17 protein-coding genes are annotated in these 20,053 nt (G+C 68.5%); 13 read left to right on the top strand and 4 right to left on the bottom strand.

Annotated elements, in window-relative coordinates:
- Nucleotides 1–265 precede the first annotated feature (265 nt).
- Genes UK23_RS25610 through UK23_RS25590 form a run of 5 tightly spaced genes read left to right on the top strand, consistent with a single transcriptional unit; the run spans nt 266 to nt 4,480 of the window.
- Entirely contained in the window at nt 266–1,576 is a 1,311-nt protein-coding gene (locus UK23_RS25610; protein ID WP_045314180.1) for a DUF2252 domain-containing protein, read from the top strand.
- Nucleotides 1,577–1,613: 37 nt separating this feature from the next.
- On the top strand, nt 1,614–2,735 hold the full coding sequence (locus UK23_RS25605) for a glycosyltransferase (protein ID WP_045314179.1): 1,122 nt from the start codon (nt 1,614–1,616) through the stop codon (nt 2,733–2,735).
- A complete protein-coding gene (locus UK23_RS25600; protein ID WP_045314178.1) occupies nt 2,732–3,337 on the top strand; it encodes a TetR/AcrR family transcriptional regulator in 606 nt (201 codons plus the stop codon). The genes UK23_RS25605 and UK23_RS25600 overlap by 4 nt, the downstream gene beginning before the upstream one ends.
- A gap of 10 nt (nt 3,338–3,347) precedes the next feature.
- Complete coding sequence (locus tag UK23_RS25595; protein WP_231114665.1) at nt 3,348–3,830, top strand: MarR family winged helix-turn-helix transcriptional regulator; 483 nt, start codon at nt 3,348–3,350, stop codon at nt 3,828–3,830.
- 50 nt (nt 3,831–3,880) lie between these two features.
- On the top strand, nt 3,881–4,480 hold the full coding sequence (locus UK23_RS25590) for a DsbA family protein (RefSeq protein WP_045314177.1): 600 nt from the start codon (nt 3,881–3,883) through the stop codon (nt 4,478–4,480).
- Between the two features lie 15 nt (nt 4,481–4,495).
- Here UK23_RS25590 and UK23_RS48935 read toward each other — a convergent pair whose 3' ends face one another.
- Nucleotides 4,496–5,419: a GGDEF domain-containing protein gene (locus UK23_RS48935; protein WP_082114972.1), complete on the bottom strand. Its 924-nt coding sequence runs from the start codon at nt 5,417–5,419 to the stop codon at nt 4,496–4,498.
- Nucleotides 5,420–5,633: 214 nt separating this feature from the next.
- Here UK23_RS48935 and UK23_RS48930 point away from each other — a divergent pair, with 214 nt between their 5' ends.
- The 4 genes from UK23_RS48930 to UK23_RS25565 all read left to right on the top strand — a co-directional run bounded on the left by UK23_RS48930 (nt 5,634) and on the right by UK23_RS25565 (nt 9,547).
- Nucleotides 5,634–6,341: a hypothetical protein gene (locus tag UK23_RS48930; RefSeq protein ID WP_052685038.1), complete on the top strand. Its 708-nt coding sequence runs from the start codon at nt 5,634–5,636 to the stop codon at nt 6,339–6,341.
- Nucleotides 6,342–6,408: 67 nt separating this feature from the next.
- On the top strand, nt 6,409–6,966 hold the full coding sequence (locus tag UK23_RS48925; protein WP_052685037.1) for a hypothetical protein: 558 nt from the start codon (nt 6,409–6,411) through the stop codon (nt 6,964–6,966).
- Nucleotides 6,953–8,170, top strand: coding sequence for an MAB_1171c family putative transporter (locus UK23_RS25570; protein WP_045314176.1), 1,218 nt, complete (start codon nt 6,953–6,955; stop codon nt 8,168–8,170). The genes UK23_RS48925 and UK23_RS25570 overlap by 14 nt, the downstream gene beginning before the upstream one ends.
- A complete protein-coding gene (locus UK23_RS25565; protein ID WP_045314175.1) occupies nt 8,171–9,547 on the top strand; it encodes an NAD(P)/FAD-dependent oxidoreductase in 1,377 nt (458 codons plus the stop codon).
- On the opposite strand, the gene UK23_RS25560 is transcribed toward UK23_RS25565, so the two are convergent.
- Complete coding sequence (locus UK23_RS25560; RefSeq protein ID WP_045314174.1) at nt 9,531–10,004, bottom strand: VOC family protein; 474 nt, start codon at nt 10,002–10,004, stop codon at nt 9,531–9,533. The genes UK23_RS25565 and UK23_RS25560 overlap by 17 nt on opposite strands.
- An 85-nt stretch (nt 10,005–10,089) precedes the next feature.
- Here UK23_RS25560 and UK23_RS51905 point away from each other — a divergent pair, with 85 nt between their 5' ends.
- Both UK23_RS51905 and UK23_RS25555 read left to right on the top strand, forming a co-directional pair.
- Nucleotides 10,090–10,473 carry a hypothetical protein gene (locus tag UK23_RS51905; RefSeq protein ID WP_156213376.1) on the top strand — a complete coding sequence of 128 codons (384 nt, stop codon included), beginning with the start codon at nt 10,090–10,092 and terminating at the stop codon, nt 10,471–10,473.
- Complete coding sequence (locus tag UK23_RS25555) at nt 10,470–11,429, top strand: helix-turn-helix transcriptional regulator (protein ID WP_045314173.1); 960 nt, start codon at nt 10,470–10,472, stop codon at nt 11,427–11,429. Before UK23_RS51905 ends, UK23_RS25555 begins: the two co-directional genes overlap by 4 nt.
- Here UK23_RS25555 and UK23_RS25550 read toward each other — a convergent pair.
- Nucleotides 11,404–11,883, bottom strand: coding sequence for a DUF4262 domain-containing protein (locus UK23_RS25550; RefSeq protein WP_045314172.1), 480 nt, complete (start codon nt 11,881–11,883; stop codon nt 11,404–11,406). The genes UK23_RS25555 and UK23_RS25550 overlap by 26 nt on opposite strands.
- 148 nt (nt 11,884–12,031) lie before the next feature.
- Between UK23_RS25550 and UK23_RS25545 the strand changes: the two genes are divergently transcribed.
- Together UK23_RS25545 and UK23_RS25540 are read left to right on the top strand one after the other, a co-directional pair.
- Nucleotides 12,032–15,076, top strand: coding sequence for a hypothetical protein (locus UK23_RS25545; protein WP_045314171.1), 3,045 nt, complete (start codon nt 12,032–12,034; stop codon nt 15,074–15,076).
- A 1-nt stretch (nt 15,077) separates the two neighbouring features.
- Nucleotides 15,078–18,212 carry a TIR domain-containing protein gene (locus tag UK23_RS25540; protein WP_045314170.1) on the top strand — a complete coding sequence of 1,045 codons (3,135 nt, stop codon included), beginning with the start codon at nt 15,078–15,080 and terminating at the stop codon, nt 18,210–18,212.
- 57 nt (nt 18,213–18,269) lie between these two features.
- Here the strand turns inward: UK23_RS25540 and UK23_RS25535 are convergent, their stop codons facing one another.
- Nucleotides 18,270–19,991 (bottom strand): SdrD B-like domain-containing protein, encoded by a 1,722-nt coding sequence (locus UK23_RS25535; RefSeq protein WP_052685036.1) that lies wholly within the window; start codon nt 19,989–19,991, stop codon nt 18,270–18,272.
- Between the last annotated feature and the right edge of the window lie 62 nt (nt 19,992–20,053).

Below are 20,053 nucleotides of genomic sequence, written 5' to 3'. Positions count from 1 at the left end.
TTGGCCGCTTCTTCCTCGTGCTCCGCCTGCTCCATCAGCGCGCGGTGCACCTGTTCCCTGCTGGCTCCGAACATGAAGCACATGCCGTCGACGCTAGGCGTGCTCGGTCGTCACGGGCTTCTCGATTCCTGCCCGAATACCCGGTTCGTTCACGTTCCAAGGTCAACAGGGCTCGAACTGGAGGGGAAATTTGCACGCGCACGGGTGCGGGCGAGCATCCTCGTGCTGAGATCTGCGTCCTCAAAGGCGAGAGAGGGAGGGCACCATGACCGATCGCGGTGACCGCATTGTGAGTGTGCTCGAGGACGCCTTCAGCGGGCTGTGGTCCGCCGACCCGGCCGCGTTCCGGCACAAGTTCCGCAAGATGGCGGCCGAACCGTTCGCGTTCTACAGAGGCAGCGCGTGTCTGTTCTACGCCGACATGGCCGAAATGCCCGACGAGTGGACCGACGAGCGCACCAGCCGCATCTGGATCCAGGGCGACCTGCACGCGCAGAACTTCGGCACCTACATGGACTCCGAGGGCACGCTCGTCTTCGACGTCAACGACTTCGACGAGGCCTACCTGGGCGCCTACACCTGGGACCTCCGCCGCTTCGCCGCCTCGATGGCCCTGCTGGGCTGGCGCAAGGCGTTGCCCGACAGCGTGATCACCGATCTGATCCGCGCCTACATCTCCGCCTATGTCACGCAGGTCCGCACCTTCGCCACTCGCCCCGACGACGAGCTCTTCAGCCTGCGCCTCGACAGCACCGAGGGCGTGCTGCACCGGGTGCTCCAGCGGGCCCGCCTCGCCACCCGCATCGACCTGCTGCACGACAAGACCACCATCCGCGACTACGAGCGCACGTTCCGTCGCGACCGGGAAGGCACGCACGAGCTGACCCCGGAAAAGCGCGCCGCCGTCGAGGAGGCGTTCCAGTCCTATCTGGACACCATCCCCAAGGGCAAACGCGCCTCGAGCCGCACCTACGCCGTCAAGGACGTGGTGGGCCGCAGCGGTTTCGGCATCGGCTCCGCGGGCCTGCACGCGTACAACATCCTGGTCGAGGGGCGCTCCCAGGCGCTGGAGAACGACGTCGTCCTCTCCATGAAGCAGGCCAACGTCGCCGCGCCCAGCCGGATCGTGCCGGATGAGCGCATCCGCGAGTACTTCACGGACCACGGACACCGCACCGCCGTGTCCCAGCGGGCTCTGCAGGCCCATGCCGACCCGTGGCTTGGCCACACGGAGATCGACGGCACGGGCTACGTGGTCGCCGAGCTCTCGCCGTACGAGGCCGATCTGGACTGGTCCGACCTCACCGAGCCGGCCGACATGCTGCCGGTGCTCGACTACCTGGGGCGTGCCACGGCCAAGATGCACTGCGTGGCGGACGAGGACTCCTCGCAGACTTTGGTCGCGTTCCAGTGTGAGGAAGCCATCGCCGCGGTGATCGGTGACCGCGAGACCGAGTTCGCCGACGCGATCGTGGAGTTCGCGCTCGACTACGCGCGGCAGACGCGTGAGGACCACCGGCTGTTCGTGGACGCGTTCCGCGACGGCCGGATCAAGGGGGTCGGCTCGACCGCGTGAGGATTCGCATATTCGTTAGAGGCGTACTCTGATGAATATGCGCATCCTCTTCTCAAGTGTTCCGCAGCACGGCCACCTGCTGCCGCTGTTCCCCCTCGCCCACGCGTTCAAAGAGCGCGGGCACGAGGTGGCCGTGCTCACCGCCGCCGGCATGGCACCGGTCGTCGCAGCTCAGGGGCTTGAGCTGCTCCCGGCCGGGCCATTGCCGGACGTGCTGTTCGCCGAGGTCGCGCGCAGGACCGGCGGCGACCCCGCGAGCGCGCCCTCGCCCGACTCGGTGGCCGAGTTCTTCGCGGGCGCGCGGGTCGACCTGACGGCGGACCAGGCGTTCGCGGTGACGGAGGGCTGGCGGCCGGACCTCGTGGTGTCCGAGGCGTGCGACTTCGTGGGGCCATTGGTGGCGGCACGGACGGACACGCCGGTCGCGACCCTGGCGTTCGGGCCGCCGTTCCCGCCGGTGTTTACTGAGGCCATGGACGGCCGGGCGCGCACGCAGCACGAGGCGCGCGGTTTGCCGTGGCAGCCGCGGAAGTGGCTCCTGGACACCTGGCCTGCGTCGATGCGGGCGGACGAGTGGCAGCGACCGGAGGGCTGGTTGCCGTTGCGGCCCGAGGCGTTCCAGGTGCCGGGCGAGACCGGCACGAAGATCAAGGCTTCTGGCAGGCCGCGGGTGCTGGTGACGTTCGGGACGTGGTTCAGCGACCCGGAGAAGCTCAGCCCGCTGCTGCGTGAGCTGTCCACTTTGGACGTGGATGTGATCGTCACGCTCGGACTGGCGGCCAAGCCGGAGGAGTTCGCCGTCGACCGCGAGCGGATCGAGTTCGTCGGGTTCACGCCGATGGAGGACCTGCTGGACGGCGTTGATGTCGTGGTGACGCACGGCGGAGCGGGGACGACGTCGGCCGCGCTCAAGAAGGGCGTGCCGCTGGTCGTGCTGCCGCAGGGCGCCGACCAGTTCTTCCAGGCCGAACGGGTGGCGGCGGCCGGTGCGGGCATCGCGCTCGACCCGCCCGCGCAGACGCCCGAAACGCTCAAGGCGGCTGTGCGGACGGTGTTGCAGGACGCGAACTTCCGGGACACCGTCACGACCATCGCCAAGGAGATCGCCGCGATGCCGGACGCGAACAAGGTGGCAGCGACGTTGGAAGCTGGTCTATGACGAGGCCGTACCACTCACCGCGCCGTGCGCAGGATGCCGCCGACACCCGGCGGGACATCCTGCGCGCGGCCGTGGAGCTGTTCTCCGCCAAGGGATACGCGCGGGTCACGGTGGCGGACATCGCCAAACAAGCCAGAGTCGCCCCGCAGACCGTGTACTCGAGTGCCGGGAGCAAGTCGGAGATCCTGCACCTGATCGTCAGCGAGGCCATCGCGAAGAGCGACTCGGCCTCGACCACGAACAAGATCCGCGAGACGGACGGCCTGGCGACCGCGCTCACGTTGCTGGCCAAGGGAACCCGCGTCGGCAACGAGACCGGGCAGCAGGTCGTCGAGGTGCTCTACGCGGCGCTCCCCGCACACGAGGACGGCGCGAAACTCTGGGAGCAGAGCACGACGTCGTACCGGAACGCACTGAAGGACGTCGCGGAGCACCTGCACGCCAAGGGACTGCTGAAAGTCGACGTCGAGAAGGCCACCGACGTGCTGTGGTTCTGCTTCGGGTTCGGCGCGTGGCGGACCCTGGTGAAGGAGTGCGGCTGGTCCTGGGACGATGCCGAGCGGTGGCTGGCGCAGCAGGCCGTCACGATCTTCACCCACTGAACGGGGAGCCGTGGACATCGAGACACCGCAGGACGCGGCGAACCACGCGGTGATGCTCGCGTTCGGGCGGTTGCAGGGGGCGGCGAACCGGCTGGAGTACCTGCTCGGCCGGGCACTGGAGCAGGAGTGCGGCATCACGCACCTGGAGTTCGAGGTGCTGCTGATCCTCGCCAGGGCCGGCGAGCCGGGGATGTCGATGCGCGCGATCAGCCAGGAGCAGGTGCTGACCACGGGAGGGGCGACGCGGGTGATCGACCGGCTGGAACGCGAAGGCCTGGTCGCGCGGACCCAGCACCCCACCGACAAGCGCGGCCGCCTGGCCAAGCTGACGCCCAAGGGCGCCGACACCCTCGTCCACGCGGCGAACGTGCATCTGGAGAACATCAAGAGGCACTTCCTGGCGCCGCTGCCGGAAGACCACCGAGAACGGTTCGCCGAGGACCTCAAGCTGCTCAGCCACGCCGCGCGCGACGCACTGCCACCGCTCAAGTGAGCCAGGTCACAGCTGGAAATATCTGACGAGTCAGATACTTTGTACCCATCGTGAAGCTCGTCTACGTCTTCGACGCCTACTGCGGCTGGTCGCACGCCTTCTCCGGCACGCTGGAGGAGGTCATCGCCAAGCACCCGGACCTGCCCGTCGAGGTGGTGTCCGGCGGCCTGTTCACCGGACAACGGCGGGTGCCCATCCGCGAGTTCGGGTTCATCAAGGGCGCCAACGTCCAGGTCACCGAGCGGACCGGGGCCCAGTTCGGCGACGCCTTCAACGCGCTGCTCGACGAAGGCTCGTTCGTCATGGACTCCGAGGCGGCCGCACGCGGGCTCATCGCGCTGCGGCAGTTCGCGCCGGAGCGGGCGGCCGAGCTGGCGATCGCGATGCAGCGGGCGTTCTTCCACGACGGGCTGAGCCTGAACGACGCCAAGACCTACCGGAAGATCGCCGACGACTTCGGCCTCGACTCCGACAAGGTCGTGGGCGCGTTCAAGACCGCCGAGCCGGACACCGACTTCGCGGTGGCAGCGAGGCTCGGCGTGAGCAGCTTCCCGACGTTGATCGCCCTGCGCGGCAACGACGGCTTCGTGCTCGCGCGCGGACACGCCTCGGCCGAGCAGATCGAGCAGCGCCTGGACCAGCTCGCCTGAGCCAGTGCCCGTGAGTTACTGCCCGTGGTGGCGGTTCGTCCACGCGGCAACGGCGGGCAGCACGTCGGTGATCCACTCACGCGCGGCGGCGGTGAGCTCGTAGCGCCCTGCCCGGCGGTTCACGAACCCGTTGTCCTGCAGGCGCTCCAGCGTGTGGTGCACCTTCGGGCCCAGCGTCGTGGCGAGCTCCTCCGACGCCTTGGCGCCGTCGGCCAGCGCGACCAGGACGTGCGGCAGCTGGTCGCTGCTCATCAGGTCCTGCAACGCCAGCAGGTGGTGCAGCGCCGAGGCGTCGGTGTTCCGCTCCGCCGCGGCCGCGCTCGGGTCGTGCACCTGGACGCGGGACCGGCCCTTGCGCTTCGCCCGCTGCAGCGCCGCGTCCGTGTCGCGCACGAGGTCGATCAACGTGTCGTCGCCGCTCGGCACGTGCGACGCGACGCCGATGGACGCGGTCTGGCCGTACAACGTCATGCCGTAGCCGTCGTTCGTGGTGATCTCGGTCTGGAGCGCCCGGATCCCGCGCAGCATCCGTTCCGCCACAACGGTTGCCTCGCCGGCAGTGGTGCGCGGCAGCAGCACGAGGAACTCATCGCCGCCGTACCGGCACACGAGATCCGACGAGCGCGTGTGTGTCTTCAACACGTCGGCCACGTCGCTCAGCACGACGTCGCCCGCAGGGTGGCCGTACTCGTCGTTGATCTTCTTGAAGCGGTCGAGGTCGAGCATCAGCAACGCGACCTGCTCCCACCGGCGTTGCGCACGGCGGTACATCGCGGGTGCCTGGTCGTCCCAGCCCCACCGTCCCAGCAGGCCGGTGAGACGGTCCGTCGCCCACGCCCCGACCGGTTGCGCGCACGCACCGCAGCGCGTGGGAGCGCTCTCGTCGTGCAGGCGCAGAGAACCGTGGTCCACCGGAAGCCCCATCCGCGCAGTCGTCATGAGTCCCCCCAGACATCAGCTCTGACTCGCCCGAACTGCCTCTTTCAACTCAGGTGACGTCGTTCGGATCAAACGCGACACAACAGTTGAAGCGGCGGAGTGTGATCATAGGGCTACGGACAGGTGGATTCAACCCCTGTGATGCCATATGCTCGCCGGGTTCCACAACAGTGGAATGATCGCTGGCCAGGGGTCGCTCCAGCGGAGGTGTGGCGTGAGGCCGTTCGCCGAGGTGCTGAACGAGTTGTGCAACAACCCGCCCGGCGGCCAGGGCAAGGTGACCAACGTAGCGCTCGCCGCCGCCGTGAAGTCACGGGGTGGGGACATCGGGCACGGCTACATCTCGCAGCTGCGGCTCGGTGTGAAGGACAACCCGACCTGCCAGGCCATCGTCGACCTCGCCGGCGCGCTCGGCGTGCACCCCGCGGTGTTCCTGAACGGCCGCGGCGAGCTGCACCCCGGCGAGCAGCCAGGCTGGCGTCCTGCCGCGTTGAGCACGCTCTTCGAAGCCGTCCACCCGCCGGACCGCGGACCGTGGTCGCCGGAGGAGGTCGCCGCGTCGATCAGCTCGTCCGGCCAGTTCGGCAGCATCTCCGCGAGCTACATCCGTGAGCTGCTGAGCAACACCAGCGAGAACCCTCGGTTGAAGCACATCCTCGGCCTGGCCGACCACTTCGGCGCCGACCCCGCGTACTTCTTCGACGACGACCTCGCCGCGCGGGTGGATTCGGAGCTGACGGATTTCCTGGCCCTGCGCGAACTCGGAGTCGTCGAGTTCGTCACCCGTCTGGCCGAACGTACGGGCGAACTGTCCCCGCAGGCCAGGGCCGCTGCGGTAGAAGGGTTCCGGCAGGCGCTCGAGGTCGGCGAGGGCTGGTCGTTCCCGCTGAACAGCCGCCGTACATCTCCGGACCACACTTGATGATTACGACGACGGCGTGAAGATCTCAGCCTGGACCGCTGCAGACGACACCGAGAGGAGGCGACGGGTGAACCGCAGGAAACTGCGCAAGCTGGTCGACGAGGTCGCCCGCGACCTCGACCTGCCGCCCGACGCCACGCACCAGGAGGCGAGCCGCCGGGTCTGCGAGCTGATGAGCGAACGGCTCGAGCGTCCCGTCGACGTCCGCTTCGCCGCCATCACGAACGCGGTCTGCCTGAGCGGCGCGACCGCGTTGCTCGAGAACGGCACGTATCTCGTGATCTGTGCGGACTCCCCGTCCTGGTACCACCGCCTGCACGTGCTGCTGCACGAGTTCGCGCACGTCCTGCTGCAGCACCAGCCCGTGGCGCTGGGCCGCAGCGAGGGCATGCGCAAGCTCGCGCCGCACCTGTTGCCGCGGATGGCGCAGATCATCGCGGGGCGCACGACACTGACCGAGGACGAGGAACGTGAGGCGGAGAACCTCGCCGACCACCTGCTGGAACGCCTGACGGAACACCGGGTGTGGGCGGACACGGCGGCCACCGAGGAGCCCGCGCACGTGCGCCGGGTGGCCGAGTCTCTCGAAGGAAGATCTCGCTGGGTGCGTCGTGGCGATCTTTAACCTGATCTACCTCTCGTGCGGCATCGTCGGACTGCTCCTGCTCGCGTACAAGATCCGTGCGCTGCGGTCGAGCTGGGGCAGCCCCCGTGTCGTGGCGTTGATCTCGACGGTGTTCTTCTCGGCGTTCGCGGTGTTCTTCGCGGCGCCCGCCAACATCACCTGGATCAACTGGACGACCGGTGTGCCGAACTTCGCCGCGCTGCTGGTCTACTCGCTGGTGGTGTGCTTCGCCGGGGCCGCGTTCACGTTGGTGCTGTACTGGCGGTATCCCCCGGTCCAGGCCTGGCACCGAGTCCGGCTGATCGTCGTCAGCTACGCCACCGTCGTCGCCGCGATGATCGTGCTGTTCTTCAAGTCCGAGCTCGACGAGGAACGCCAGGTCGACTTCGACACGTACTACGCCACGCAACCGACGGTGGCGGTGTTCCTGTTCATCTACTTCGTGGCCACCGGCATCGGCTGCGGTGGCCAGGCCTACCACTGCTGGCAGGGTTCACGTGACCCCGCGATCTCCGCACGGCCGTGGCTCGCCCGCGGGCTGCGCTGGTACTGCGCGGCGGCCTTGTTCCCGATGGCGTTCGCGGTCATCAAGCTCTTCGTGCTGCTGATGGACTGGGCGGGCGAGCGCAGCTTCGACGTGCTGAGCCTGACCGCGCCGCTGATGGCGTCGCTGTCGATGATCCCGCTGGTGATCGCGATGGCGTTGCCCGTGCTCGGCCCGCGCCGCCCGTCGCCGTCGTTGTGGGTGCGGCGCTGGCGGACGTACTTCGCTTTGAGGCCTTTGCACCGCGCGCTGGTGCACGTGAACCCCGGCATCGTGCTGGTGGCGCCGGGCAAGTTCCTCAACCCGCACCACCGCGTCCGGCGGCAGATCATCGAGCTGAACGACTGGCGCTGGGCGTTGACGCCGTACTTCGACCTGTCCGTCGGTGAGGCGGCTTCGTCGTTGGCGCATCAGGCATCGCTGCCGACCGACGAGGTCACTGCCGTCGTGGAGGCCGCCCAGCTGCGTGCCGCGAGGTCGTCTTCTGCGCGGTCTCGCCCGGCGAAGCGGCGCCCGATCTCGGAGATCGTCGACGGCACGGACCTCGCCGCCGAGCACGACAGGTGGGTGCGCATCTCCCGTGCGTACCAGCACTCGCCGATAGTGGACGCCGCCGTCGCGGACTTCGTGCGCGCGGAAGCAGCAGGGGGAAAACAGTAGATGGCACCCACACACGCCGTTGTCCTCGGTGGAGGGCTCGCGGGCATGCTCGCGGCGTCCGTCCTCGTCAGACACTTCGACGAGGTCACCGTGGTGGAGCGCGACAAGTTGCCGGAAGGGCCTTCGGTTCGTTCCGGTGTGCCGCAGGCAAGGCACGCGCATCTGCTGATGTCCGGTGGGGCCCGGGCGATCGAGTCGTTGCTGCCGGGGACGTTGGACGAGCTGTTCTCCTCTGGGGCGCACCGGATCGGGGTGCCGAACGACCTGGTGTCGTTGAGCGCTCAGGGATGGGTGCCGCGGTTCCCCGAGATGCAGTTCATCGTGTCGTGCAGCCGGGGTCTGTTGGACTGGGTCGTGCGTTCGCAGGCGTTGCGGGACAACAAGATCTCGGTGTTGACCGGTACTGAGCCGGTGTCGCTGCTCGGTACCGCGGCTGCGGTCACCGGGGTGCTGGTCTCCGATCGGATCTCCGGTGAGCAGATCTCACTGGAGGCCGACCTGGTGCTGGACGCGACCGGGCGCGCGTCTCGGTTGCCCGCCTGGTTGTCGTCGTTCGGGCTCGGTGAGGTGCATTCCGAGAGCGTCGACTCCGGACTTGCTTATGCCACCCGGATTTTCCGGGCTCCTGCGTCGGCTTCCTCTGGTTTCCCGATCGTCAACGTGCAGGCGAACCCCCGTGATCCTTTTCCCGGATGCACGGCCACGTTGCTGCCGATCGAGGACGGGCGGTGGCTGGTGACGCTGTCCGGGACTCGCGGTGGGGAGCCTTCGACCGACGCCGACGAGTTCGTTTCCTTTGCCCGGTCGGTGCGGAATCCCGTTGTGGGAGAGCTGATCGCCTCGGCTGAGCCGTTGTCCCCCGTGTACGGCTCGCACAGCACTGCCAACCGGCGGAACTTCTTCGAGCGCATGAAGTCCTGGCCTGCCGGGCTGTTGGCGCTGGGTGACTCCGTTGCCACGTACAACCCCGTCTACGGGCACGGGATGTCGATCGCGGCGCAGAGTGCTTTGGCGTTGGACGCCGGGTTGCGCTCCGGTTCTGGTGCTCAGCAGATTCAGCGCTCGATCGGCAAGGTCGTCGACGGGGCGTGGGCCATGGCGACCAACCAGGACATCCTCTACCCCGGTGCGGTCGGGAAGCCTCTGCCGCTGGCCGGGCGGGTGCTGCAGCGCTATGTGGACCGGCTGGTGCGCACGGCGACTTCCGAAGCCGCTGTGACGCGCGCGTTCCTGGACGCGTTCACGTTGTCCGGCCCGATGGCGAACCTGGTGAGCCCTCGCGTGATGTGGGCGACCATGCGCGGGCCCCGGCGCTCGGTGTCGCCGGAACCCACGCTGACCGCCGCGGAACGGGAGCGCGTCACCTCGTCGGAGTGAAGTCCGCGCTCTGGACGTACTCCATGGCCTTGACGAACTGCTCGTCCTGCATCCGGGCGGTCAACTCGTCCGCGGTCGGTTCGGCAACCCGCTGGTGGATCCACCACAGGTTGCCGAACGGGTCGGCGAACCGGCTGACCCGATCACCCCAGAAGAGCTCGGTCGGCTCGGTGACGACCCTGGAACCCAGTTTCTTCACCCGTTTCAGCGTTTCGGCGTCGTCAGCGACGTAGAGGCGCAGGAAGGCCGGAGTCTCCGGCCAGACGGGCGCGTCGAACAGCATCACGACCGAGTCGCCGATGCGGACCTCGGCGTGGCCGATCGCCGGGGCTTCGCCCACGCGGCCGAGTTCGGTCGCGTCGAACACCTCCGTGATGAAGTCGATCAGCTCGGCGGTGCGGCCTCGCGTGATGATCCACGGCGTCACGGTGTGATAGCCCTCGGGCACGACGTTCATCGATCCGTCCCTTCGTCGCTGATGGGACAACCGTATGAGCCATGTAGGACTGTTCGAGTCCTAGTTCTGGCCTAGATTCAGGTCCATGAGTTATGCGGCTCGGTTCGTGTCGCGGCAGACATCGCGTGGGCGGCTCGGCGGTGAGCTGATCCACCGGTCGGGTGTCGCGTCGTGGGCGGTGCAGCGTGCCATCAGCCTCCTGCTCGGCCTCACGTACGTAGCCGAGGCCACCACCTGGCGCCCTCGCGTGAGCGGAGCCGAGCGGGTTGCCTCCGCTGCAGTCTCACCTCAGCCGTCCCGCTCAAGCCGCCGAGGACCTCGCATGGGCGACGCCGAACGCCAGCCGAGCCCGCACTCCGCGGTCCAAACCCCGCGCGAACGGCCCGGCAGCCAACCAGCCGACCCCGCCCCACCCACCGCGCAGCCAGACACCAACCGCCCCGCCGAAGCCACGGAGGACCTCGCATGAGTGACGCCGCACGCCTGCTGCGCCTGCTCTCCCTGCTGCAGACACCGCGCGAGTGGCCCGGCAGCGAACTGGCCGAGCGGCTAGAGGTCACGCCGCGCACGGTGCGGCGCGACATCGACCGGCTGCGCGACCTCGGGTATCCCGTCGAGGCCTCGATGGGCGTGCTGGGCGGGTACCGGCTGGTGGCGGGCAAGGCGATGCCGCCATTGCTGCTCGACGACGAGGAAGCCGTCGCCATCGCGGTCGGGCTCAGGACTGCGGCGCGGCAGCCGGTGGCGGGCATTGCCGAGGCGTCGCTGCGGGCCCTGCAGAAGCTGCAGCAGGTGTTGCCGCCGAGGCTCGCGAGGAGGGTGTCGTCGCTGACGTCGGCCACCGCGCCGGCCGCGGCCTCGTTCGCCTCGCTCGTCGACCCGGCCCAGCTCACGGTGATCGCCGGGGCGGTGCATGCCGGGGAGCGGGTGCGGTTCGGGTACGTGGGGATGGAGGGCGCGGTGTCGAAGCGGCACGTCGAGCCTGTTCAGTTGGTGGCGCTGGGGCGGCGCTGGTACCTCCTCGCGTTCGACGTGGAACGGGACGACTGGCGGATCTTCCGGATGGACCGCATCTCGGACGCGCTGAGCACCGGGGCGCGGTTCTCAGCCAGAACCCCGCCGGGCGGGGACGCCACGGAGTACGTGACGCAGAAGATGTACGAGTCGGCGCCGACCTATCGGGCCCGCGCGACGCTGAAACTGCCCGTGGACCTGGCGCGGGCGCGGCTGGCGGACTTCGCCGGCGACCTGGAAGCCCTCGACGACACCACGTGCACGTGGCACAGCAACGAGGACACGATCGACTACCTCGCGTTCCGCCTGACCTTGCTGGGATGTGAGTTCACCGTGCACGGCCCGCCGCAGCTGACAGATCACCTGCGCGACCTGGGCGAACGGATCAGCCGCTCGGTGGCGACGCCCTGACGCCCAGGACCGGCTGACCGCCCAGCACACCGGCGTAGGACCGGTCCCACGGCCAGCGGCCAGACTCGTCCGCGTGCACGAGTTGCAGGGCGGCGATGCCCTCGCCGTACAGCCGGGCCGACACCAGGAGGTGAGCCCAGGGGCGGGCGACGCGCACCACCTCCAGCAGCGGGCCGCCGGCCAACGCGAACTGCTGCCCGGGAGAAGGGACGCAGCTGTGGGTCAGGTGTTCGGCCGTGTCGTCGAGCAGGCGGCCGGCCTCCAGGACCGGCAGGCCCGTGACGACGAGCTCGGGCAGACCGAGCACGGTCAGGCCGACCGTGTAGGCCCAGGGCGGGTGGGCCCTGTCCCGTTCGATCGCCTGGACGGCCCAGCCGCGCGCGTCGATGCAGCGGCGCAGCGTGGCCAGGTGTTCTTCCATGCGGCTGGCGGGGTGATCGCAGTCCCAGCACATCAGGGCTCCTCGGGGTCGGAGTGAGTGGGCGAGGTCCAGTGTGCCGAGGAGCACCGACAAGATCGTTTGGGCAGTTCGTGGACAGAAAGTGGACAAACGATCTGTCGGCCGTCTGGATCGTTAATCTGCGACGCACGGAGGATCGTCCATGCGCCAACGAACGCTTCTCATCGCGTTGTCAGCCGTCGCAATCGTTGCCGCGGCCGGGATCGCGATCGTGCTTCAGCCCGACGAGGCTGCGGTGCAACAACAGCAGCCGGGCTTCACCGTCTCCTTCGCGGCGGCGGAGAGCGCGCTCGGGGAGGACCGCGAGAACCAGCTCAGGGACTGGGCGCGGATCGGGCTCGCGTCACACCTCGACCTCGACACGCAAAAAATGCGCGACGCCTTCTTCGACGCGCTTCCCATCCGGGACAACGGGTTCGCGGATCTCACCAGGCAGCCGACCGGTCCGGGCAGGTCGCTCCTGCACCAGGACACCCTGCACCTGCTGATTCCACGCGACGACAGCAACGACAAGCGCACGGCCGGACTGCTGCTCGACCAGCACCGCACGGACACCGGTACCGACCCGGCCGAGGTGCAGCTCCACCGGTACGAGATCCGCGACACCACCATCGTCATCACCGACGAGGACACCCAGTCCACCAACGACTTCCGCGCGCAGAACGGCTACGTCGCGGAACGGGTCGACGACGGGCTCGGCAAATTCCTGACCAAGGCGAAACACCTGTCCACACTGGAGCTGAGAGGCCGCGAGGTGTGGGCGGGAGGCTGGAACTGGCCGGGCCCCGACGTCACCGCCGAGGACATCTCGGTGCTGCAACGCGCCTACGCCAAGCACGACCCGCCGGCGTTCTCCCTCGACCCGCCAGCCGTTGCGCCGACGCTCGAGGACATCGAGGCAGCCCTCAAGAACGTCCCCGAAGAGACCATCGACCAGCTCCTCGCCGGCGAAGTCGACCGGGAACTGATCTGGGCAGGTCTCGTCGACCAGGCCACGCCGGACGAGCTGACGGCGAACGGCCTTCCCACCGACCGCACCGACCTGTGGACGATGCTGAACATCCTCGAAGGCCGCCCTCTCTACAACGAGGCGCGCTACGAGGGCGGCATCGGCGGCACCGAGCTCGGCATGACCCTCTTCTACACCGACCTCATCGCCAAGCAGTGGGTCGACGGCGTCGGCGACGGCGTCCCGACGATCACCGGCTTCGTCCCGGACAGCAAGGCCGTCACCCCACCGGCCCACTGCGCCACCAGCTCCACCACGGAAAGCGGCAGGCTCTGGTTCGGCCAGAACGACAAGGCGTTCAACTTCACGAACGACAAAGCCTCGCTGGGCGCCCAGTCCACCCGGCTGTTCTCCCGCTCGGACGGCGAGGAAGGCGAGGTCGAGCCCAGCTACTCGTTCGGCAGAGGCCTCCACTGGTGGGACGAGCACTACCAGCAGGTCGCCGACCACGAGGCCCAGTACGCGCGGCTCGACCAGGTCATGCGCTGGAGCGGCGCCCTGGAGTGGTTGCAGAGCAAGGGAAAGCAACTCCCCGAGACCGAGCCGAAGAACGACCTCAAGTTCGCCGACTGGTACCGCGACCGCACAGACCTCAAGGAACGCGGCGACGTCCGCCCCGTCCAGCCGCCGTCGGCGAAGCAGGAAGCGGTGCTCACCAAGCCCTCCAAGGCGTACCGGGACTGCGGCTTCTACGGCGTGCGCGGCGGCGTCTCGCTCGGTGACGGAATCGCGCGCGTCGGCGACGGCTACCAGGCCGACCTCCCGGCACCGGTCAGGAGAGCCGGACCGACCGACAAGTCCTCAACTCTGAACAACGGCACGGGAAAGATCACCGAGGTCACCGTCGACAACCGGCACGAGGTGGTCGACCGGGTCGAACGCACCCTCACGACCTCCAACGGCACGGCCAGGACCGAGACGAGGGCCACCGGCCGCGAGGTCATCCCGCTGGGCGATCTGAAGGTCATGCAACCGGGCACGAACGTGCGCGAGCTCGCCACCACGCTCAAAGCCGACCGGGGCAAGATCGACTACCGCGTCGACTACCAGGGCAACCACCTCGGCACGCTCACCACTGCCAGGTCCCGATCGTTCATCTCCCTCAGCTGGGCCAAGGGCATCGTCGGCAGAATGGTCAAAGCCCTGCAACCGATCCAGCACGGCAAGAGCCTCGACGACAACGTCTTCTACAGCCAGCGCGACGCGAACGGCCAGACGCTGCACCGCATCGGCGGCAAGGACGAGCCGTGGCTCACGGTCGGACCCGACCGCCCGGCAACAGGATTCGCCCTGCGCGTCGGCACGCACAACCCCGACGGCATCACCACCCACCTGCTGGCCGAGCTGCAGCCGCGCGCCCCGCCGACCGGCGACTACATGACGCTGACCCCCACGCCGGACGGCCCACCGGCAGCCACCTTCAGCGACACCCCGCCAACGGGCACCCCGATCCAGGTCCACACCCCTGACGGCAGGAACTCGCAGCTCCACGTCGACAAGGACCGGGTCACCGTCTCCAGCGCCGATCCCCTGCTGGGCCACAACGGCGCCGTGGAAGGCGCTGCCGTGCTCCGCGACGTCGCCAACGCCCTGGCCAGGCAAGGCGAAACGGACGGCCTGCTGCGCGCGGTCCAGCTCGGCGACGTCGGTGCCATGATCGGCAAGGACGAGATCTTCGTGAGCTCGCCGGCAGATCAGTGGTCCACCAGGGTCCAGCAAGCCCTCACCGGCGGTGACGCCACGATGCGCATCACCGACGGCCAGGCGATCCACGTCGACAAGTCGCCCATGCACCACGTCGGCACGCAGAAGGCCACGCTCGGCGAGGTCCTGAACTCCCCCAGCACCACGTTCTACGTCAACGAGAGCTTCCGCGCGACACTGGCCACAAAGGACGGACCAGTCGTCGCCGACGCACTGCGGCAGAACATGACCGTCACGGTCCGGGAAGTCACCGCGGAAAACGAGCAAACCGTCCCGGCGGACGTCAAGATCTACCGCAACGCCGAGTGGTCGAGGGTCGACACACCGCCCAGGTTCGGCGTTTCCACCAGCCTCAACATCATCGTCACGCTGAACTCCACCCCACCGAGCACCCCGGCGAAACCGAGCGGTGCTGCCACCCGGATCGTGCTGATCTGCCCGGAGGACGACAACGCGAACGGTTGCGGGGACTGAGATGGAACTCGAACCCGGCACCCCGCTCGCCAACGCCATCAGAACCGCGCAGGCCGCCGTCCGCCGCCGTGACGTGCACGGAGTCGACCACGCCTACGCGGAAGCCGCCAAGATCAACCGGATCATCGCCCACGACCACTGCGCCACCCTGCTGAACATGGGCGAGATCGGCAGGGCCGCCCAGCGCTGCGACGAGTACCTCGCCAGCGCCGACGACACCGAGCTGAGGGTCCTCCGAGCCCAGATCCGCAGTGCCGCAACGGATCACGCGACAGCCGCGCAGGACGTCCGCGAACTCCGCAAGCGGAACCTGACCGAACTGCAACAGGCCGTGCTCGCCCGCGTGGCCGCACTGGCCGCCGCCGACCGCTACGACTACCCCACCGCGGAAAGCGAGCTCGACGCGGCCGAACGCCACTTCCGCCGCTCAGGCCACCCCGAGCACCTGGAAGCCATCGGCAACGACCGGCTCCTGCTCGACGTGCGCCGGGGAGCACGCGTTCCCAAACTCGACGACCAGGCTCCGCGCACCCCTGCCGAGTTCCTGCAACGGTCCGCGGCGCTGCGGCGCGACGTCAGGTACGAGGAAGCCCTGGCGCTGATGACGAAGTGCGCCACCGGTCTCGAGGTCGAGCCCGCCCTGCGGTTCGCCGTCCTCCACGAGCTGACCGTCCTGCTCGTCATGACCAGGCAAGCGGGTGTCGCACGCAAGCTCTTCCCGTTGCTGGTGGCCGCAGCGGGCCCGGAAGTGCTGTCCAGGCTCCCCGACGCCACCCAGACGCTCAACCCGGAACGCCACCTGGACCACGTCCGGCGGCTGATCGCGGAGGACGAGCTGGTCAAGGCGGAAGGCCTGCTGGGAGAAGGAACCTCCGCGCTCTGGCACCTCGCCTCGGCCGAGCTCGCCTACGCCAGGGGGCGGCTCGAGCAGGCCGCCCAGCACTTCCGCCAGGCCGCGACCCGCAGCGGCCACGCCGAGCTGAAAGCGCTGGCGCTCAGGAAACTCGGCGACACCTGTGCCGACACGGGAGACGAGGACCAGGCGGCGAAGTTCTGGAACGAGTCCCACCACGTCGAAGAGGACATCGCCGACCACCAGACCAGCCCGGGCATCAAACTCCGGATGCTGCGCGCCGCCCGCGACGAACACGACGGCCGCGTCCTCGCCGCGGTCCGCCGAGTCCGGCGAGACGGCAGGAAAGCGCTGGCAGCACTGGCAGTGGCCGTCGAAGCCGCGCGAGGGGCCACGATCCTCACCGAACCCCGTGACCTGCCGAGGTTCACGGACCTGCGAGCGGCCAGACGCTGGCTGCACAGGACGATCAGGCACCTCCCCCGCGACCAGGTCGTGTGGATGATGCACGCGACACCGGACGAGCTGCACCACCTGATCATCGGCCGCCGGATCACCCACCTCACCACCGACGTGCAAGTCGGCGACCTCACCGAGACGATCCGCCGTCTCAAGGCGTGGAGTCCCAGGTACGACCCGGCGATCCTCGGCTCGCTGCTCGCCGAGCTGACCACGCTGATCTCGCTGGAGGAGGTGCTCAAAGCCCTGCCCCCGAAAGCCACCAGGATCGCCGTCGTGGCGGGCGACGTCCTCGCCGACATCCCGCTGGCAGGCCTGCCGGTCCCCGGCACCAGGCACTACCTCGGCCTCACGCACGCCCTGTCCAACCTGCCGTGCCTCTCGGCCCTCCCGCCGCTGCACCGCCGCTCCAGCAAGCAGCGAGGCGACGAGACCGCGATCTTCAGCCCTGACCCCAAGCTGCGCAGAGCAACCACCAAGGGCGAGCCGTTCAGCGAGGCCGCCGAACTCGAACCCACTCTCAAGCAGCACCGCTTCCACCGCGTCCGCATCGACGCCCACGGCACCCACAACCGCCGTGACCCCGACCGGTCGTGGCTGACCTTCGGCAAGGACAGGGTGTACGCGGAAGCGTTGGGGAACATGGACTTCAGCACGTGCGGCACGGTGGTGCTCGGCGCGTGCGAGTCCGGCATGACCCAGCAACGGGGCCGCGACGAGAAGGTCGGCTTCGTCCGTTCGGCCATCACCGCGGGCGCCGGAGCCGTCGTGGCGGCGCGCTGGAAGGCAGAGGACCAAGCCGCACAACAGGTTCTCGACGCGTTCGACCGCAACCTGGCCAAGCTGCCGAGAGACCGCGCCCTGCAGCACGCGCTGCGAGAAGTCGCCGACCGGCACCCGGCGGACTGGGCGTGCTGGTCCCTCTACGGCGACGCGGGTGTTCAGACCAAAGCGGGCCCGCTCCGCAGAAGACTCAGGAAGAACGGAGAACCCGTGCCGCTCGAAACCCGACCCAAGGTGTTCCTGTCGTTCGCCGGCAAGGACCGCCCGCACGCCGAGCAGTTGCGTGCCGAACTGGAGGCGCGCAACGTCAACGCCTATCTCGACGAGCACGAGATAGCGCCCGGCGCCAACGTGGTCGCGTCCCTCAGCGACGCGCTGGCCACGTCCGACTACTACGTCCTGCTGTGGTCGGCGAACACCCCGTCCCGCGAGTGGGTCACCGAGGAGTGGACGGCGGCGTTCACCCTCCAGCTGACGCGCAAACGCGCCTTCCTGTTCATCGTGCGGCTGGACGAGGAACCACTGCCGCCGCTGCTCGCCCCGCGCAAGCACATCGACCTGGTGGAAGCGGCCGACCGCCTGGTCAGCACCTGGCGTGCGGACCGCAAGTCCGAGCTTCCGGTGTTCCCGCAACCGGTTCCACCGCAGCCGGGCGGCCCGACCGTCGCGATCTCGGTGCGCAGCCACGACCTCGGCGTCACGCACGTCGTCATGACACCGCTGCACCTGACCGGGGCCGAGCTGTACCGCGCGGTGTTCAAGGCGATGCAGCTGCCGACCGAGCAGGCCACGTTCAACGGCACGATCGGGATGCGGTTCTCGTACGAGCTGTTCCAGCAGGACAAGCCCATCCCGGACGACCAGTCCACTGTGGAGCTGGTGTCCGATCTCGTCGACATCGCGGTCCGAGTCGAGTCGTTCGGTCCACGCGGCCCGTACAACAACAAGGAGTTCCGCCCGGACGAGGACCTGGACGAAGGCCTCGACGTGGACCAGCAACGCATGCTGCTCGTCGCCGCTTTCCGGCATCTCCTTCCCTAACAACGGCGAACTGCCCCCGGTGACGAAGACCGGGGGCAGTTCGCCGTTCAACTCACATCAGGACCTGCGTCGGCGTGCCATCAGGGTGATGAACGCGCCGGCCAGCAGCAGGGCCAGACCGCTGCTGAGCCATGCCCACACCGCGGCACCCGTCGAGGCCAGCGGCGGTGCAGCCGGCTTCGGCAGGAGACCCGCGTCGAGCGTCAGGTCGACCCGCTTGTCCTTGCCCAGCTTGGTGACGTGCGTGCACCCGGTCGCCGGGTCGGCGTCCGAGTCCTTGGCGTCGTCACCGACGTGCGGCTTGGTCAGCTGACGGCCCGCGACCAGACCGGTCAACGGATCGGCGTTGAAGCAGGCCCTGTACTCACCGTCCGCCAGGTCGGTGAACAGGTACTTGCCGTCCTTGTCGGTCTTGGACTGCGCCACCGGCTTGCCGGCACCGTCCTGCAGGAACACCGGCAGATCCGGCACACCGGGCTCGTCGGCGTCCTGCACCCCGTTGGAGTTGTTGTCGTACCAGACGAAGTCACCAACGCGGTTGGTCGGCGAGACCAGGCCGAGGTCGAGGGTCAGGTTCTCCCTCTTGCCCACGCCCACGGTCACCGGCGGCGTGCAGCCGCCGGCCGGATCGACGTCGGAGTCCTTGGCGTCGTCGCCGGCATTCGGCTTGGTCGCGAGGTATCCGGCGAAGTCACCCGGCAGTGCGGTCATCTCGAAGCAGACCTTGTAGGTGCCGTCTGGGATGTTCGGGAACTCGTACTTGCCGTTCTTGTCGGTCTTCACCGGCTCGCCGACGGGCTTGCCGTCCTTGTCCACCAGCTTGACCGGCACACCAGGAACGCCCGGCTCACCAGGATCCTGCACCCCGTTGCGGTTCGTGTCGGACCACACCAGGTCGCCGATCTTGTTCGGCGGCGCGTACAGACCCAGGTCGAGCGTGTAGTCACGACGCTTGCCGACGCCGACCGTGGTGGTCAGCGTGCAACCCGTCGCCGGGTCCACATCGGAGTCCTTCGCGTCGTCACCGGCGTTCGGCTTGGTGACCACGTAGTCCGCCACCGCGGCAGGCATGTTCTTGATGTCGAAGCACACCTGGTACGTGCCGTCCGGCAGGCCGTCGGTGAAGTAGTACTTGCCGTCGGGCGAAGTCTTCTTCGTACCGAGTTCCTTGCCCTGAGCGTCCTTCAGCACGGCGGTGACGCCCTCGACGGGCTTCTCACCCTCGTCCTGCAGGCCGTTCTTGTCGGCGTCGATCCACACGTAGTCGCCGACACCGTTGGCCGGCGGGTGGATTCCGGCGTCCAGCGTCAGGTTCTCGCGCTTGCCGACACCCAGCTCCACCTCAGGGGTGCAGCCCTTGTCCGGGTCAGCGTCCGAATCCCTGGCGTCGTCGCCACCCGCGTTCGGCGTGGTGAACACGAAGTCCTTCACCGCGTCCGGCATCGGGCCGAAGCACACCGTGTACTTGCCGTCCGGCAGGTCGTCGAACGAGTACTTCCCGTCCGGGCCGGTCGTGGTGGTCTGACCGGTCGACAACTTGACCGGCACGTTCGGCACGCCCGGCTCGCCGTCGTCCTGCACGCCGTTCTTGTTGTCGTCCTGCCAGACGTAGTCGCCGAGCTTGTTGGGCGGCGAGACCAGACCCATGTCCAGGGTCAGGTCGACGCGGTGCCCGACACCCAACGTCGTCTCCGCCACACAACCGGTGGCCGGGTCGGCGTCGGAGTCCTTGGCATCGTCACCACCGATGTTGAGCTGGGTGACCTTGTAGTCCTGCACTGCACCGCGGCAGGCAGGTTCGCGATGTCGAAGCACACCGTGTACTTGCCGTCGGGCAGGTT

Origin of the sequence: Lentzea aerocolonigenes, assembly GCF_000955955.1 — a bacterium.
In the GTDB taxonomy this organism is placed as follows: domain Bacteria; phylum Actinomycetota; class Actinomycetes; order Mycobacteriales; family Pseudonocardiaceae; genus Lentzea; species Lentzea aerocolonigenes_A.
This window is presented reverse-complemented; position numbering and strand designations above follow the sequence as displayed.